Annotated in this window: 15 protein-coding genes and 1 pseudogene; 9 read left to right on the top strand and 7 right to left on the bottom strand. The window is 60.8% G+C overall.

Features of this window, described 5'->3' with window-relative positions:
* The first annotated feature begins 37 nt into the window (after window positions 1-37).
* Window positions 38-1,330, top strand: a complete 1,293-nt coding sequence (locus AB4P96_RS02725; RefSeq protein ID WP_099550266.1) for an FAD-binding oxidoreductase — start codon at window positions 38-40, stop codon at window positions 1,328-1,330.
* Here the strand turns inward: AB4P96_RS02725 and AB4P96_RS02720 are convergent, their stop codons facing one another.
* Entirely contained in the window at window positions 1,331-1,555 is a 225-nt protein-coding gene (locus tag AB4P96_RS02720; RefSeq protein ID WP_395600483.1) for a DUF1127 domain-containing protein, read from the bottom strand.
* 166 nt (window positions 1,556-1,721) lie between these two features.
* Here AB4P96_RS02720 and AB4P96_RS02715 point away from each other — a divergent pair, with 166 nt between their 5' ends.
* Complete coding sequence (locus AB4P96_RS02715; RefSeq protein WP_169988066.1) at window positions 1,722-3,146, top strand: PLP-dependent aminotransferase family protein; 1,425 nt, start codon at window positions 1,722-1,724, stop codon at window positions 3,144-3,146.
* Window positions 3,147-3,207: 61 nt separating this feature from the next.
* Window positions 3,208-4,776, top strand: a complete 1,569-nt coding sequence (locus AB4P96_RS02710) for a phospholipase D family protein (protein WP_395600482.1) — start codon at window positions 3,208-3,210, stop codon at window positions 4,774-4,776.
* A gap of 127 nt (window positions 4,777-4,903) precedes the next feature.
* Here the strand turns inward: AB4P96_RS02710 and AB4P96_RS02705 are convergent, their stop codons facing one another.
* Complete coding sequence (locus AB4P96_RS02705; RefSeq protein WP_169988070.1) at window positions 4,904-6,046, bottom strand: MFS transporter; 1,143 nt, start codon at window positions 6,044-6,046, stop codon at window positions 4,904-4,906.
* A gap of 180 nt (window positions 6,047-6,226) precedes the next feature.
* Complete coding sequence (locus tag AB4P96_RS02700) at window positions 6,227-7,720, bottom strand: aldehyde dehydrogenase (RefSeq protein ID WP_017135854.1); 1,494 nt, start codon at window positions 7,718-7,720, stop codon at window positions 6,227-6,229.
* A 230-nt stretch (window positions 7,721-7,950) separates the two neighbouring features.
* Between AB4P96_RS02700 and AB4P96_RS02695 the strand changes: the two genes are divergently transcribed.
* Window positions 7,951-8,313: a cupin domain-containing protein gene (locus tag AB4P96_RS02695; RefSeq protein WP_236460714.1), complete on the top strand. Its 363-nt coding sequence runs from the start codon at window positions 7,951-7,953 to the stop codon at window positions 8,311-8,313.
* A 71-nt stretch (window positions 8,314-8,384) separates the two neighbouring features.
* Here the strand turns inward: AB4P96_RS02695 and rpmG are convergent, their stop codons facing one another.
* A complete protein-coding gene (gene rpmG / locus AB4P96_RS02690; protein ID WP_003176906.1) occupies window positions 8,385-8,540 on the bottom strand; it encodes a 50S ribosomal protein L33 in 156 nt (51 codons plus the stop codon).
* 11 nt (window positions 8,541-8,551) lie between these two features.
* Window positions 8,552-8,785, bottom strand: a complete 234-nt coding sequence (rpmB, locus tag AB4P96_RS02685) for a 50S ribosomal protein L28 (RefSeq protein WP_003176907.1) — start codon at window positions 8,783-8,785, stop codon at window positions 8,552-8,554.
* 458 nt (window positions 8,786-9,243) lie between these two features.
* On the opposite strand from rpmB, the gene AB4P96_RS02680 reads away from it, so the two are divergent.
* Window positions 9,244-10,836 (top strand): ABC transporter substrate-binding protein, encoded by a 1,593-nt coding sequence (locus AB4P96_RS02680; protein ID WP_017135852.1) that lies wholly within the window; start codon window positions 9,244-9,246, stop codon window positions 10,834-10,836.
* A gap of 64 nt (window positions 10,837-10,900) precedes the next feature.
* Here AB4P96_RS02680 and radC read toward each other — a convergent pair whose 3' ends face one another.
* Window positions 10,901-11,575, bottom strand: coding sequence for a DNA repair protein RadC (gene radC / locus AB4P96_RS02675; protein ID WP_017135851.1), 675 nt, complete (start codon window positions 11,573-11,575; stop codon window positions 10,901-10,903).
* A gap of 143 nt (window positions 11,576-11,718) precedes the next feature.
* Here radC and coaBC point away from each other — a divergent pair, with 143 nt between their 5' ends.
* The 4 genes and pseudogenes from coaBC (at window position 11,719) to argB (ending at window position 15,976) form a co-directional block, all read left to right on the top strand.
* Window positions 11,719-12,927, top strand: coding sequence for a bifunctional phosphopantothenoylcysteine decarboxylase/phosphopantothenate--cysteine ligase CoaBC (coaBC, locus tag AB4P96_RS02670; RefSeq protein WP_015886530.1), 1,209 nt, complete (start codon window positions 11,719-11,721; stop codon window positions 12,925-12,927).
* A 5-nt stretch (window positions 12,928-12,932) separates the two neighbouring features.
* Complete coding sequence (dut, locus tag AB4P96_RS02665; protein ID WP_099550262.1) at window positions 12,933-13,388, top strand: dUTP diphosphatase; 456 nt, start codon at window positions 12,933-12,935, stop codon at window positions 13,386-13,388.
* Between the two features lie 240 nt (window positions 13,389-13,628).
* A pseudogene (locus AB4P96_RS02660) lies at window positions 13,629-15,050 on the top strand (phosphomannomutase/phosphoglucomutase); the annotation flags it as partial.
* A gap of 20 nt (window positions 15,051-15,070) precedes the next feature.
* The gene (gene argB, locus AB4P96_RS02655) at window positions 15,071-15,976 is read left to right on the top strand and encodes an acetylglutamate kinase (protein ID WP_015886532.1); all 906 of its coding nucleotides are present in this window, start codon (window positions 15,071-15,073) and stop codon (window positions 15,974-15,976) included.
* A 168-nt stretch (window positions 15,977-16,144) separates the two neighbouring features.
* On the opposite strand, the gene pyrE is transcribed toward argB, so the two are convergent.
* On the bottom strand, window positions 16,145-16,789 hold the full coding sequence (pyrE, locus tag AB4P96_RS02650) for an orotate phosphoribosyltransferase (protein WP_017135848.1): 645 nt from the start codon (window positions 16,787-16,789) through the stop codon (window positions 16,145-16,147).
* Window positions 16,790-16,812 lie beyond the last annotated feature (23 nt).

Below are 16,812 nucleotides of genomic sequence, written 5' to 3'. Positions count from 1 at the left end.
TATCCTGCGTCAAATTTTCCAAACAGGGATGCTCCCCATGACCGCCAGCGCCCGGCACACCGCTTCCTACTACGCCGCCAGCAGCGTTTCACAGCCCGACTACCCGGCGTTGATGGGCGAAGTGCGCGCCGATGTGTGCGTGATTGGCGGCGGCTATTCCGGCCTAAACACAGCGCTTGAGCTGGCCGAACGCGGCTTTAGCGTGGTGCTGCTGGAAGCGCGCAAGCTCGGCTGGGGCGCCAGCGGCCGCAACGGCGGCCAGCTGATTCGCGGTGTCGGCCACGGCCTGGACCAGTTCAGCAACGTGATCGGCAGCGACGGCGTGCGCCAGATGAAGCTGATGGGCCTGGAAGCCGTGGAGATCGTGCGCGAGCGAGTCGAGCGCTATCAGATCCCCTGCGACCTGACCTGGGGTTACTGCGACCTCGCCAACAAACCCCGCGATCTGATCGGCCTGGCCGAAGACGCCGAAGAACTGCGCAACCTCGGTTATCGCCATGAAGTACGTCTGCTGCAAGCCAACGAGATGAGCAGCGTGATCGGCTCCGAGCGCTATGTAGGCGGCATGATCGACATGGGTTCCGGCCATTTGCACCCGCTGAACCTGGCCCTCGGCGAAGCCGCCGCCGCGCAGCAGCTGGGCGTGAAGCTGTTTGAGCAGTCCGAAGTGACGCGCATCGACTACGGCCCCGAGGTCAACGTGCACACTGCCAATGGCAACGTGCGCGCCAACACCCTGGTGCTGGCCTGCAACGCCTACCTCAACGGCCTGAACCCGCAATTGAGCGGTAAGGTGCTGCCCGCCGGCAGCTACATCATCGCCACCGAACCCTTGAACGAAGCCCAGGCCGCCAGCCTGCTGCCGCAGAACATGGCGGTGTGCGATCAACGCGTGACCGTGGATTACTTCCGCCTGTCCGCCGACCGCCGCCTGCTGTTCGGCGGAGCCTGCCACTATTCCGGCCGCGACCCGCAGGACATCGGCGCCTATATGCGCCCCAAAATGCTCAAGGTGTTCCCGCAACTGGCGGACGTGAAGATCGACTACCAATGGGGCGGCATGATCGGCATCGGCGCCAACCGCCTGCCGCAGATTGGCCGGCTGGCCGACCAGCCAAACGTGTATTACGCCCAGGCCTACGCCGGCCATGGCCTCAACGCCACGCACCTGGCCGGCAAGCTGCTCGCCGAGGCAATCAGCGGCCAGCAGCAGGGCCGTTTCGATTTGTTCGCCCAGGTGCCGCACATCACCTTCCCCGGCGGCAAACATCTGCGCTCGCCGCTGTTGGCGCTGGGGATGCTCTGGCACCGCTTCAAAGAGCTGCTCTGATCAGTCGCGCCAGAACGGCTTCATGCCTTCCTGGCGCGCCTGTTCGGCAGTCAACCCGACGTCAAGCAGTTGCTCACCGGTCAGGTGCAGCAAGGCTTTGCGCGTGTAGCGGCGGTGCCAGAACAGACTCCAGCGGCTGATATCGCGAGGCACCTTCGCCCGCTCCTGCCCTGCCTGCAATTGCTGACTGTGTAACATCAGCCGCACATCGCTCATGCCGTTCATCGTGTTGCCCCTCATTTGCCTGTTGCCATGAGTGACTAGGATGGGCGCACGGGCAAAACCATTACAGATTCAACCAATCTTTATTAAATCCATACAGATACTGCCCATGAAGGGCTGAATCCTGTATTTTGCGCCTATCTGTACTGGTCCCCTCGGAGCGATCACCATGACCCTCTACGTCAACCTCGCCGAATTACTGGGCACGCGCATCGAGCAGGGCTTCTATCGCCCCGGCGATCGTTTGCCGTCCGTGCGGGCCTTGAGTGTGGAACACGGGGTGAGCCTGAGCACCGTGCAACAAGCCTATCGCTTGCTCGAAGACAACGGCCTGGCAATGCCAAAGCCCAAGTCGGGCTACTTTGTGCCGGTCGGACGCGAGTTGCCGGCGCTGCCGGAAATCGGCCGTCCGGCACAGCGTCCGGTGGAAATCTCGCAGTGGGACCAGGTGCTGGAGCTGATTCGCGCCGTGCCGCGCAAAGACGTCATACAGATGGGCCGTGGCATGCCCGATGTATTGTCGCCGACCATGAAGCCCCTGCTGCGCAGCCTGGCCCGCGTGAGCCGCCGCCAGGACCTGCCGGGGCTGTATTACGACAATATCCTTGGCTGTATGGAATTGCGTGAGCAGATCGCTCGACTGTCTCTGGATTCCGGCTGCCAGTTGACCGCCGAAGATATCGTGATCACCACCGGCTGCCATGAAGCGCTGTCCGCCAGCATCCACGCGATTTGCGAGCCTGGCGATATTGTTGCGGTAGACTCGCCAAGCTTTCACGGCGCGATGCAAACCCTCAAAGGTCTGGGCATGAAGGCCCTGGAAATCCCCACCGACCCCATCACCGGCATCAGCCTCGAAGCACTGGAGCTGGCACTGGAACAGTGGCCGATCAAGGTCATCCAGCTGACCCCCAACTGCAATAACCCGCTGGGTTACATCATGCCCGAGGCACGCAAACGCGCACTGCTAACCCTGGCCCAGCGCTTTGACGTGGCGATTATTGAAGACGATGTGTACGGCGAATTGGCCTACAGCTACCCGCGTCCGCGCACGATCAAATCTTTCGACGAAGATGGCCGTGTGCTGCTGTGCAGCTCGTTCTCGAAAACCCTGGCGCCCGGCCTGCGCATCGGCTGGGTAGCGCCAGGGCGCTATCTTGAGCGGGTGTTGCACATGAAATACATCAGCACCGGTTCCACAGCGACGCAACCGCAGATCGCCATCGCAGAGTTCCTCAAAAACGGTCACTTCGAGCCGCATTTGCGGCGGATGCGCACCCAATACCAGCGCAATCGCGACTTGATGCTCGATTGGGTCAGCCGCTATTTTCCGGCCGGCACCCGTGCCAGTCGGCCCCAAGGCAGCTTCATGCTATGGATCGAGCTGCCGGAAGGCTTTGATACCTTGAAGCTTAACCGTGTGCTGATGGAACAAGGCGTACAGGTGGCGGTGGGCAGCATCTTTTCCGCCTCCGGCAAATACCGTAATTGCCTGCGCATGAACTACGCTGCCAAGCCAACGCCGCAGATCGAAGAGGCAGTGCGCAAGGTCGGGGCCGCCGCGATGAAGATGCTTGCCGAGGTGACCGACTGACCTTTCCCCGCAATCTGCCGTCATATCCCACAACCGCCCTGACCTGGAAGCAGTGCCTTTGATGATTCGACGGCTTTTACCGTTTTTGCTGCTGGGCGCCCTGACGCTGAGTGGCTGCGCCACGGTCGATGCACCGCGCATCCCCAGCGACGCCCTGCCTGCGGCGCAATCCTCGTTCGGGCGCTCGATCCAGGCCCAGGCGGCGCCGTACCAAGGTCGTTCGGGCTTTCGCCTGTTGCCCAACAGCAGCGAAGCCTTCATGGCCCGTGCCGAACTGATCCGCAATGCTCAGAGCAGCCTCGACCTGCAGTACTACATCGTGCACGACGGCATCAGCACGCGCATGCTCGTGGATGAACTGCTCAAGGCCGCCGACCGTGGTGTGCGCATCCGTATCTTGCTGGACGACACCACCAGCGACGGCCTCGATCAGGTTATCGCCACCCTCGCCGCCCACCCGCAGATCCAGATTCGCCTGTTCAACCCGCTGCACCTGGGCCGCAGCACCGGCGTGACACGGGCGATGGGCCGGCTGTTCAACCTGTCGCTGCAACACCGGCGCATGCACAACAAGCTGTGGCTGGCGGATAACAGCGTGGCCATTGTCGGCGGGCGCAACCTGGGCGACGAGTATTTCGATGCCGAGCCCAATCTCAACTTCACCGATATCGACATGCTCAGCGTCGGCCCGGTGGCCGAGCAGCTCGGGCACAGCTTTGATCAGTACTGGAACAGCGCGCTGAGCAAGCCCATTGACGACTTCGTCTCAAGCACCCCGTCCAAGGGTGACCTGAACGCCGCACGCACACGCCTGCAAGACTCGTTGGCTGAGTCGCGCCAGCAGAACCACGCCCTCTATAACCGCTTGCGCACTTACCAGACACAACCGCGCATGGACATCTGGCGCCGCGAGCTGATCTGGGCCTGGAACCAGGCGTTGTGGGATGCGCCGAGCAAGGTGCTGGCCAAGGCTGACCCCGATCCACGCTTACTGCTAACCACTCAGCTGGCGCCGGAGCTGGAAGGCGTCAGCCATGAGCTGATGATGATTTCGGCGTATTTCGTGCCGGGGCAACCCGGGCTGGTGTACCTGACCGGGCGCGCCGATGCGGGCGTGTCAGTCAGCCTGCTGACCAACTCCCTCGAAGCCACCGACGTGCCTGCCGTACACGGCGGCTACGCGCCCTATCGCAAGGCGTTGCTGGAACACGGCGTGAAACTCTACGAGCTGCGCCGCCAACCGGGCGATGCGGGCGGTGGCAGTGGCCCACACCTGTTTCGCCGAGGCGCCTTCCACGGCTCGGACTCCAGCCTGCACAGCAAGGCGATGATCTTTGATCGGCAAAAGTCGTTTATCGGCTCGTTCAACTTCGACCCGCGCTCGGTGCTGTGGAACACCGAAGTCGGGGTGCTGGTAGACAGCCCCGAACTGGCGGAACACGTGCGCAACCTGGCGCTGCAAGGCATGGCGCCAGCGTTGAGCTATGAGGCGAAATTGCAGAATGGCCAGGTGGTGTGGGTGACCGAGGATAACGGCCAATTGCACACACTGACACGGGAGCCGGGCAGTTGGTGGCGCAGGTTTAATGCGTGGTTCGCCACCAGTGTTGGCCTGGAGCGCATGCTGTAAGAACAACAGGGTCAACTGTGGGAGCCGGGCTTGCCCGCGATAGCGGAGTATCAGGCGCCATTTGGGCAAGCTGACACACCGCTATCGCAGGCAAGCCAGCTCCCACAGTTGATTGCATTTCAAATGCTTAGGCAGGCTGTGCGGCGCCGAATGCGCCCTGGCGCAGTAGCAACACCACCAGCCCCAGCGCCCCGGCCGCCATCAGCAACGGCAGCGCATGCCCGCTGACCCATTGGCTGCCCGCGCCCGCCACCAGAGGCCCGATCAGGCAACCGATGCCCCACAGCTGCGCTACGTGAGCATTGGCACGCACCAGCGCATCGTCGCGATAACGCTCGCCGATCAGGATCAGCGACAAGGTGAACAACCCACCGGCACTCGCGCCAAAGATCACCCACACCGGCCAGATCAACTGCGTATGCAATAGCAAAGGAATCGCCAGGCTTGAGGCCAGCAACAACACCGCGCAGCTCAAGAACAAGGTGCGCCGCGGCAAGTAATCGGCCAAAGCGCCAATGGGCAATTGCAACAGCGCATCACCGACCACCACGGTGCTGACCATGGCCAAGGCAATCTCGGCGGTGAAACCCTGCTGCAGGCAATACACCGGCAGCAGCGTCAGAATCATCGCCTCGAACGCGGCGAACAAGGCGACCGCCCAGGCAATTGCCGGCAGCGTCAGGCAGAAACGCCACAGGTCACTGAACGTCACGCTGAAGGACTCGGCGGTTGGGGCACCGGAACGCCCTAGCAGCAACAGCGGCGCGACCACCAACAAGCCAACGCCCACCCAGAAGCCATAGTCATGGTCAGTGCCGAGTACGCCCAGCAGCAACGGGCCCGACAATTGGCTCAAGGCATAGCTGCAACCGTACAGCGCCACCAGGCGGCCACGCCATTGCTCGACCACCAACTGGTTGATCCAGCTTTCACCCAGGATAAACACAATGGTCAGGATCACCCCGATCATCAGCCGCAGCACCAGCCACACCGGGTAGCTGGGTAGTATTGCCAGCAAGCCGATGGAGATGGCACCGGCCCACAGGCACAGCCGCATCAGGTTGGCGGTGCCCAGCCACGAGGCCAGCCGGCTGGAGACCTTCGCGCCGAGCAGTACGCCAAAAGCCGGCATGGCGGCCATCACGCCAATGGCGAAGCTGCCATAACCCCAGCCTTCGAGACGCAGGGACACCAGCGGCATGCTGACGCCCAGGGCCAGGCCGACGCTGAGGACAGAGGCCAGCACGGCGAAATAAGTCGCCCAACGCATTTCCACGCTCCTGTGGATAATTATCAAGATCACACAAAACAGCGTGGGAGCGGGCTTATGTGGGAGCCGGGCTTGCCCGCGATGCAGGCACCTCGGTATGTCAGCCACACCTTGGTGATGCTATCGCAGGCAAGCCAGCTCCCACACAAACCGGCTCCCACATTTGACCTGCGGTGTTGCTTACAGCTTGATCCAGGTCGATTTCAGCTCGGTGTACTTGTCGAACGCGTGCAGCGACTTGTCGCGACCGTTACCCGACTGTTTGAAACCACCAAAGGGTGCGGTCATGTCGCCGCCGTCGTATTGGTTGACCCACACGCTACCGGCGCGCAAGGCCTTGGCAGTCAGGTGTGCCTTGGAGATATCAGCGGTCCACACGGCTGCGGCCAGGCCATAAATGGTGTCGTTGGCAATAGCGACCGCCTCTTCGGCGCTGTCGAATGTGATAACCGACAGCACTGGGCCGAAGATTTCTTCCTGGGCGATCTTCATGGCGTTGGTCACGCCGTCGAAAATCGTCGGCTCCACATAGGTGCCACCAGTTTCTTGCAGGGTGCGCTTGCCGCCCGCCACCAGCTTGGCGCCGTCGGCATGGCCAGCTTCGATGTACGACAGCACGTTATTCATCTGCTGGGTGTCCACCAGGGCACCGACGTTGGTCGCCGGGTCCAGCGGGTTACCTGGCTTCCAGCCCTTGAGAGCCTCGATCACCAGCGGCAGGAATTTGTCTTTGATGGAGCGCTCGACCAGCAGGCGCGAGCCGGCGGTGCAGACCTCGCCCTGGTTGAAGGCGATGGCGCCCGCGGCAGATTCGGCGGCGGCTTGCAGGTCCGGCGCATCAGCAAACACGATATTCGGGCTCTTGCCGCCCGCTTCCAGCCATACACGCTTCATGTTCGACTCGCCGGAGCGGATCAACAGTTGCTTGGCGATTTTCGTGGAACCGGTAAACACCAGGGTGTCGACGTCCATGTGCAGCGCCAGCGCGTTGCCGACGGTGTGGCCGTAGCCCGGCAGCACGTTCAACACGCCTTTAGGGATGCCGGCCTCAACCGCCAGGGCCGCGATGCGGATGGCAGTCAGTGGGGATTTTTCGGACGGCTTGAGGATCACCGAGTTACCGGTGGACAGCGCAGGGCCGAGTTTCCAGCAGGCCATCATCAGCGGGAAGTTCCACGGCACGATGGCGCCCACTACGCCGACCGGCTCGCGGGTCACCAGACCCAACTGGTTGTGCGGGGTGGCGGCGACTTCGTCGTAGATCTTGTCGATCGCCTCGCCGCTCCAGCTAAGGGCGTTGGCGGCGCCAGGCACATCAATTCCCAGGGAGTCGGTGATCGGCTTGCCCATGTCCAGGGTTTCGAGCAGCGCCAGTTCTTCGGCATTGGCGTTGAGCAGCGCGGCGAAACGGATCATGACGGCTTTGCGTTTGGCCGGCGCCAGGCGAGACCAGACACCGGAATTGAACGTAGCGCGGGCGTTCTCGACAGCGCGCTGGGCGTCGGCGGCGTCGCAGCTGGCAACGGTAGCCAGCAGACGGCCATCGACCGGGCTGATGCATTCGAACGTGTCACCGGAAACAGCAGCGGTGTACTCACCATTGATGTAGGCGCGGCCTTCGATCTTCAGATCCTTGGCGCGTTGTTCCCAATCGGCACGGGTCAGGGTGGTCATGCGAGTGTCCTCCTCTTATTGAATACAAGGGCCAGGTGATGTCCCCCGGCAGCCTCAAAGAATTCTTGCCCGGCCAGCCTGCTGTTCGGCTCAAGGCAGCTGCCACCCTAAACCAGCGGCTGGGGGTGTTTCAATATATTTGACATAACGGCGGTAAACGCCCTTGCGATGTTCATTTTAATAAACATAGACTTTGGGCTCTCCAACCGCAGGCCAGACGGGACACGCACATGAGCATCCAGGATATCGTCGACTTCAGCCAAGCCAGCACCACCCCGGACCGCTACCGCCCGGCCGCCGAAAAAATCCTCAAGGGCGACCCCGAGCAGACCATTTATAACCACTACAACAGCCCGTGCGGCCAGATGAACGCCGGCGTGTGGGAAGGTGAAGTCGGGCAGTGGAAGGTCAATTACAGCGAGCATGAGTATTGCGAGATTGTGCAGGGGGTTTCGGTACTGCGTGATGCCGACGGCAATGCCAAGACCTTGCGTGCCGGCGACCGTTTCGTGATTCCTGCCGGGTTCAGCGGCACCTGGGAAGTGCTGGAGCCGTGCCGCAAGATCTACGTGGTGTTCGAGCAGAAAGCCTGATCAGCACATTTCAGGCAAAAAAAAGCCCGTCTCGTGAGAGACGGGCTTTTTTTCACAAGGAAGAAAATCAATTACTTGATTTTGCCTTCTTTGTAGATCACGTGCTTGCGAACGCGCGGGTCGAACATTTTCTTTTCGAGCTTGTCCGGGGTAGTACGCTTGTTCTTGTCGGTAGTGTAGAAGTGACCAGTACCGGCGCTAGAGATCATTCGAATCAATTCACGCATGATAAAGCTCCTTAAATCTTGCCAGCGGCGCGGATTTCGGCCAGCACGACAGTGATGCCACGCTTGTCGATGATACGCATGCCTTTGGCAGATACACGCAGGCGAACAAAACGTTTCTCTTCTTCAACCCAGAAGCGGTGATGCTGCAGGTTCGGCAGGAAACGACGACGGGTTTTGTTATTTGCGTGGGAAATGTTATTCCCAGTCACCGGACCCTTACCGGTAACTTGACAGACTCTCGACATGCCTCAGCCCTCTAAAACCACATGCCCAACCCGGCATGGGTTGGCCGCTTAATCTCTCAGTCATTTGGCGCCAGGCGCCGCGTTTCTTTAAGGGTCTTACCGGCTACACCTACAGTGAAGGAACCGGGCCCCTAGAAAAGAGCGCTGCTTTATACCAGAAAGACCCCAATGCAACAACAGCCCGTGTGTTTTTACCGGCGTAAATCTTGGCAATAGACGCCCGAACCGTTGCCAGGAGGGGCCGCTGTAACAGCCGACCACTCGTCGCACAGAATGATTTACCGCGCTCGCCCGCACACAAAAGTACAAGGCGAAACGCGCTGAGGCGCCATCAAAACAGCATTTGCGCCAAAAGCACAGGCAAAAATGGGCTAGTCATTTATCAATCAGACCACTACGGTAGGCTTTTTCCAGACTGCACTCGCAGATGGGCCTTCGATCTGCAAAGGAAACCGAATATGCGCCTCGCTGCCCTACCGCTATTGCTCGCCCCTCTATTTATCGCGCCGCTGGCCTCTGCCGCCACCAATCTGAGCGTTTGCACCGAGGCCAGCCCCGAAGGGTTCGATGTGGTGCAGTACAACTCGCTGACCACCACCAACGCCTCGGCCGACGTGCTGATGAACCGCCTGGTGGACTACGACGCCACGGCCGGCAAGCTGGTGCCGAGCCTGGCGGACAGCTGGCAAGTGTCGCCCGATGGTCTGACCTACACCTTCAAACTGCACCCGAACGTGAAGTTCCACCGCACCGAGTACTTCAATCCAAGCCGCACCCTGACTGCCGAAGACGTACGCTTCAGCTTTGAACGCATGCTCGACCCGGCCAACCCATGGCACAAGATCGCCCAGAGCGGCTTCCCCCATGCGCAGTCGCTGCAACTACCCGCATTGGTCAAGAAGATCGATGCTCTCGACCCATTAACCGTGCGCTTCACCCTGGATCACGCCGACTCCACCTTCCTCGCCGCCTTGAGCATGGGTTTTGCCTCGATCTACCCGGCCGAATACGCCGACAAACTGCTCAAGGCCGGCACGCCTGAAAAACTCAACAGCCAGCCAATCGGCACCGGCCCGTTCGTGTTTGTACGGTTCCAGAAGGATGCCGTGGTCCGCTATAAAGCCAACCCGGATTACTTTGCCGGCAAACCGGCTGTGGATAACTTGATCTTCGCCATCACCCCGGATGCCAACGTGCGCCTGCAAAAGCTGCATCGCGATGAATGCCAGATCGCCCTGTCGCCCAAGCCACTGGATGTGAGTGAAGCCGAGAAAGATCCTGCACTCAAAGTAGAAAAAACCCCGGCCTTCATGACCGCATTCGTCGCGATCAACAGCCAGCACCCGCCGCTGGACAAGCCCGAAGTGCGCCAGGCAATCAACCTGGCCTTCGACAAAGACAGCTACCTCAAGGCCGTATTTGAAGGCACCGCCGAAGCAGCCAATGGCATTTACCCACCCAATACCTGGAGTTACGCCAAGGACTTGCCAGGTTATCCACAGAACATCGCCAAGGCCAAGACGCTGCTGGAGCGCGCCGGACTCAAGAACGGCTTCAAGACCACAATCTGGACTCGCCCCACTGGCAGCCTGCTGAACCCCAACCCCAACCTCGGTGCCCAGTTGCTGCAAGCGGACCTGGCCAAAGTCGGCATCCAGGCCGAGATTCGCGTAATCGAATGGGGCGAACTGATCCGCCGCGCCAAAGCCGGCGAACATGACCTGCTGTTCATGGGCTGGGCCGGCGACAACGGCGACCCGGATAACTTCCTCACCCCGCAGTTCTCGTGCGCAGCGGTAAAATCCGGCACCAACTTCGCCCGCTACTGCGACCCGGCCCTGGACAAGCTGATCAGCGCCGGCAAGACCACCAGTGAACAAGGCGTGCGCAGCAAGTTGTACCAACAGGCCCAGGCTCAGATTCAGCAGCAGGCATTGTGGCTGCCATTGGCACACCCCACCGCATTCGCCCTGACGCGCAAGAATGTTGACGGCTACCAGGTGAGCCCGTTTGGGCGCCAGGATTTCTCCAAGGTCAGCGTCAAGCCCTAAGCTGCAAGCTGCAAGCTGCAAGCCGCTTGTGGCTTGCAGCTTCAACCTTGCAGCTGCTCCCATCCTACAACCAGCCGTATTCCGCCATCGACAGCGGGTCGCCATCGCCCACGATGATGTGGTCGAGCACCCGCACATCTACCGACTCCAAGGCCTTTTGCAATATTTTGGTTAATTTTCGATCAGCCGCACTTGGCTCGACGCTCCCGGACGGATGGTTGTGGCACAGGATAAGAGCCGCCGCGTTGTAAGCGAGCGCGCGCTTGACCACTTGTCGCGGATAAACGATGGCCGCGTCGATGGTGCCCTCAAATAGCGCCTCAAAGCCCAGCACCCGGTGCTTTGAGTCAAGAAACAGGCAGCCGAATATTTCGTGGGGCTCGTGGCGCAGCAAGGCCTTGAGGTACTCACGTACGGCCAGCGGGCTTTCCAGCACCGAGTCGGCACGCAAGCGTTCGGCCATATGCCGCCGAGACATTTCCAGCACCGCCTGCAACTGGGCAAATTTCGCCGGCCCCAGCCCCAAGTGCTGGCTGAACAGCGTCTGGCTGGCCTCCAACAACGGGCGCAGGCCACCGAATTGCGCCAATAGATGGCGCGCCAGGTCGACTGCGCTTCTGCCGGAAACCCCGGTACGCAGGAAGATCGCCAACAACTCGGCATCCGACAGACTCGCCGCGCCCCATTCCAAAAGCTTCTCCCGTGGGCGTTCCGCCACAGGCCAATCGCGAATACTCATCCCGCCTCCCTCTGCACGTGCGCCGCTGTTGCCTGGCGGTCGCTGTGTTATCTTAAGCCCTCTTTTTTGCATGTGATTTCCCCTGGGGAGGGGGCATCGCAGGCGTCACTGAACTGGCATCACTGAACTGGAAAGGCAAACCAATGCAGCGTCTGTATCGGAAACGCATCGTTCTCGGCGTCGGCGGCGGCATTGCCGCCTACAAGAGCGCAGAACTGGTTCGCAGGCTCCTGGACCAGGGCGCCGAAGTGCGCGTGGTCATGACCCGTGGTGGCAGTGAGTTCATCACCCCGCTGACCATGCAGGCCTTGTCTGGGCACCCGGTTCACCTGGACCTTTTGGACCCGGCGGCCGAAGCTGCCATGGGCCACATCGAGCTGGCAAAATGGGCCGACCTGGTGTTGATCGCCCCGGCCACCGCCGACCTGATCGCCCGCCTGGCCCAAGGCATCGCCGATGACCTGCTGACCACTCTGGTACTGGCCACCGACGCCACCGTCGCCATCGCACCGGCCATGAACCAGGCCATGTGGCGCGACCCGGCCACCCAGGCCAACACCCAGCTCCTGCAAAGCCGCGGCCTTAAAGTGTTTGGCCCGGCTTCCGGCAGCCAAGCCTGTGGCGACGTGGGCATGGGCCGCATGCTTGAGGCTACTGACCTCGCGCTGTGTGCCGCCGAGTGCTTTCAGCACCTGGCTCTCACGGGCAAACATGTGCTGATTACCGCCGGCCCGACCCAGGAAAACATCGACCCGGTGCGTTACATCACCAACCATAGCTCAGGAAAAATGGGCTTTGCCTTGGCGGAAGCCGCGGTCGAGGCAGGCGCACGCGTCACCCTGATCACCGGCCCGGTGCACTTGCCAACCCCTGATCGCGTTACGCGAATCGACGTAGTCAGCGCCCGGGACATGCTGGCGGCCTGTGAAGCGGCCATTCCCTGCGACCTGTTTATCGCCTCGGCAGCGGTTGCAGACTACCGCCCGGAAGTTGTCGCCCCGCAAAAGCTTAAGAAAGACCCTACAAGCGGCGACGGCCTGCTCCTGCAAATGGTGCGCAACCCGGACATCCTGGCCACCATCGCCACGCGCCCGGACCGCCCGTTCAGTGTCGGTTTCGCCGCCGAAACCGAGCACTTGCTGGACTACGCCGCACGCAAATTGAAAGACAAAAACCTCGACCTGATCGTTGCCAATGATGTCGCCAACCCGAGCATCGGCTTCAACAGCGAGGAAAACGCCTGCAGCGTGATCGACCGCGAGCTGCACGCCACCCTTTTCGCCCAGACCAGCAAGGGCAAGATTGCCCGCCAACTGATCTCATTTATCGCCCAACGGCTGAACCAGGTTTAATTTACATGCACGCTTTGCAAGCCAAGATCCTCGACCCCCGCATCGGCAACGAATTTCCTCTGCCGGCCTATGCCACTCCGGGCTCCGCCGGCCTGGACCTGCGCGCCATGCTCAAGGAAGACACCGTCCTTGAGCCAGGCCAGACAATCCTGATTCCTACCGGCCTGTCGATCTACGTCGGCGACCCAGGCCTGGCGGCATTGATCCTGCCGCGCTCCGGCCTGGGCCACAAACATGGCATCGTGCTGGGCAACCTCGTAGGCCTGATCGATTCGGACTATCAGGGCGAATTGATGGTGTCGTGCTGGAACCGTGGCAACACCGCGTTCAACATCGCTGTCGGCGAGCGCATCGCCCAGTTGGTGCTGGTACCGGTGGTACAGGCACACTTCGAACTGGTGCAGGAGTTCGACGAAACTCAGCGCGGCGCAGGTGGTTTTGGGCATTCCGGCAGCCACTGACTAAGCTGAACCTTGCCGGATGCAGTTGTCCGGCAAGACGCCACCGCATGGCTATTCAGGATGAAGAATGTGCGGATTTATTCAGCGAAATTTCCACAATGAAATCAATGCATTACGCGTTTTCCCAAAGTGCCTCGGCACGCCGATGGCATTTTTGCACCACGAACTCTCTGCCGAAAACACCGTCATACCCTTCAGTTTGAGCCTGCCGGTCAGCCACTTTAAGGCCAGCCTTGCCCCCTTCAGATGGAGTTCACCCCCGCGATGAGTACCGCAGCCCGAGTAGCCCCGACATTCCCCGACAGCATCTTCCGCGCCTACGACATTCGTGGCGTGGTGCCCAAGACCCTGACCGCCGAAACCGCCTACTGGATCGGCCGCGCCATCGGAGCCCAGAGCCTGGCCCAGGGCGAACCTAATGTCTCGGTAGGCCGTGATGGCCGCTTGTCCGGCCCGGAGCTGGTGGAACAACTGATCCAGGGCCTCGCTGACAGCGGTTGCCACGTCAGCGACGTCGGCCTGGTGCCGACACCAGCGCTGTACTACGCGGCCAACGTACTGGCCGGTAAGTCCGGGGTGATGCTCACCGGCAGCCATAATCCCTCGGACTACAACGGCTTCAAGATCGTCATCGCCGGTGACACCCTGGCCAACGAACAGATCCAGGCCCTGCACGACCGCCTCAAGACCAACGACCTGACCAGCGGCAAAGGCAGTGTCACCAAAGTCGACATTCTGCAACGCTACTCTGACCAGATCACCGGCGACGTCAAATTGGCCCGCCGCCTGAAAGTGGTGGTGGACTGCGGCAACGGCGCGGCTGGCGTGATCGCTCCGCAACTGCTTGAAGCCCTCAACTGTGAAGTGATCCCGCTGTTCTGCGACGTCGACGGCAACTTCCCCAACCATCACCCGGACCCAGGCAAGCCGGAAAACCTGGTGGACTTGATCGCCAAGGTCAAGGAAACCGGCGCCGACGTGGGCCTGGCGTTCGACGGTGACGGCGACCGTGTTGGCGTGGTGACCAACACCGGCGAAAACGTGTTCGCCGACCGCCTGCTGATGCTGTTTGCCCGTGACGTGGTGGCGCGCAACGCCAACGCCGAAATCATCTTCGACGTGAAGTGCACCCGCCGCCTCACGCCGTTGATCAAGGAATATGGCGGGCGCCCGCTAATGTGGAAGACCGGTCACTCGTTGATCAAAAAGAAAATGAAGGAAACCGGCGCGCTGTTGGCCGGTGAAATGAGCGGCCACGTGTTCTTCAAAGAGCGCTGGTTCGGGTTTGACGACGGCATTTACAGCGCCGCCCGTCTGCTGGAGATCCTCAGCAAGGAAAAATCCACGGCGCAAGAGCTGTTTCAGACCTTCCCGAACGATATTTCTACGCCAGAGATCAATATACATGTGACCGAGGAGAGCAAATTCAGCATCATTGACGCACTGCACGATGCGCAATGGGGCGAAGGCGCCAACCTGACCACCATTGATGGTGTGCGAGTCGATTACGCCAAAGGCTGGGGCCTGGTTCGCGCGTCCAACACCACACCGGTGCTGGTCCTGCGTTTCGAGGCGGATACCGAGGCTGAGTTGCAGCGCATCAAGGACGTGTTCCACGCCCAGTTGAAACGTGTTGCCCCTGATCTCCAATTACCGTTCTGATTTTTTTACCGGAGCCCTGAATGACCCTCGAACGCGAAGCCGCTGCCAACACTGCCAAGGTCCTGTCCGAAGCGTTGCCTTACATTCGACGCTACGTCGGCAAGACGCTGGTGATCAAGTACGGCGGCAATGCCATGGAAAGCGACGAGCTGAAAACCGGTTTTGCCCGCGACATCGTGTTGATGAAAGCCGTGGGGATCAACCCGGTGGTCGTCCATGGTGGCGGCCCGCAAATCGGTGACCTGCTCAAGCGCTTGTCGATCGAGAGTCACTTCATCGATGGCATGCGCGTCACGGACGCGCAAACCATGGACGTGGTGGAGATGGTCCTTGGCGGCCAGGTCAACAAGGACATCGTTAACCTGATCAACCGCCATGGCGGCAGTGCCATCGGCCTGACCGGCAAGGACGCGGAACTGATCCGCGCGAAAAAGCTGACGGTGACCCGCCAGACGCCGGAAATGACCCAGCCGGAAATCATCGACATCGGCCAGGTCGGCGAAGTGATCGGCATCAACACCGACTTGTTGAACCTGCTGGTCAAGGGCGACTTCATCCCGGTGATCGCGCCCATCGGCGTGGGCGCCAACGGTGAGTCCTACAACATCAACGCCGATCTGGTCGCCGGTAAAGTGGCTGAAGCACTGAAAGCCGAGAAGCTGATGCTGCTGACCAACATCGCCGGGCTGATGGACAAGGAAGGCAAGGTATTGACCGGTTTGACCACTCAACAAGTGGACGAGCTGATTGCCGATGGCACCATCTACGGCGGCATGCTGCCGAAGATCCGTTGCGCGCTGGAAGCCGTGCAAGGCGGCGTGGGCAGTTCGCTGATCCTGGATGGCCGCGTGCCGAATGCGATCCTGCTGGAAATCTTCACCGATACGGGTGTGGGTACGCTGATCAGTAACCGCAAGCGGCCTTAAACGCCAAAAACCAAAAGGCCCCGCTCAATCAAATTGAGCGGGGCCTTTTTTGTTTTCACAGTTCCAATGTGGGAGCTGGCTTGCCTGCGATGACGGCGGCACATTCAAGAACTGCACCGCCTGACATACCGCTATCGCGGGCAAGCCCGCTCCCACAGGGGTTCGGTGTCAGACGCCGAACTGCTCACGGTACGCACGCACTGCAGGCAAATGCTGCTTGAGCTGCGCGTCATCTTCCAGGTATTGCAGCACCTGGTTCAACGAAACAATGCTCACCACCGGAATACCGAAATCACGCTCCACTTCCTGGATTGCCGACAACTCACCGTTGCCGCGCTCCTGGCGGTTCAGCGCGATCAGCACGCCGGCGGCCTTGGCACCTTCCTGGGACGCGATGATCTGCATCACTTCACGGATGGCGGTGCCGGCGGTGATCACATCGTCGATGATCAGCACGTCGCCCTTGAGTGGCGCACCGACCAGGCTGCCGCCTTCGCCATGAGCCTTGGCCTCTTTGCGGTTGAAGCACCATGGCAAATCCAGCTCATGATGTTCAGCCAGGGCCACGGCCGTAGCGGCCGCCAGAGGGATGCCCTTGTAAGCTGGCCCGAACAACACGTCGAAGGAAATACCGCTATCGACGATGGCTGCCGCATAGAAACGACCCAGCTGAGCCAGGGCCGAACCCGAGTTGAACAGGCCTGCATTGAAGAAGTAAGGGCTGGTGCGCCCGGACTTCAAAGTGAACTCACCGAAGCGTAAAACGCCGCGATCGATGGCAAAACGAATGAAATCGCGTTGATACGCCTGCATGAAAAAAGCCTCAGATACCACGG

The sequence above is a fragment of the Pseudomonas sp. B19125 genome, assembly GCF_044218855.1.
GTDB classification, from domain to species: domain Bacteria; phylum Pseudomonadota; class Gammaproteobacteria; order Pseudomonadales; family Pseudomonadaceae; genus Aquipseudomonas; species Aquipseudomonas edaphica.
Note: the sequence above shows the minus strand (reverse complement) of the source record. Positions and strands in the feature narration are given on the sequence as shown.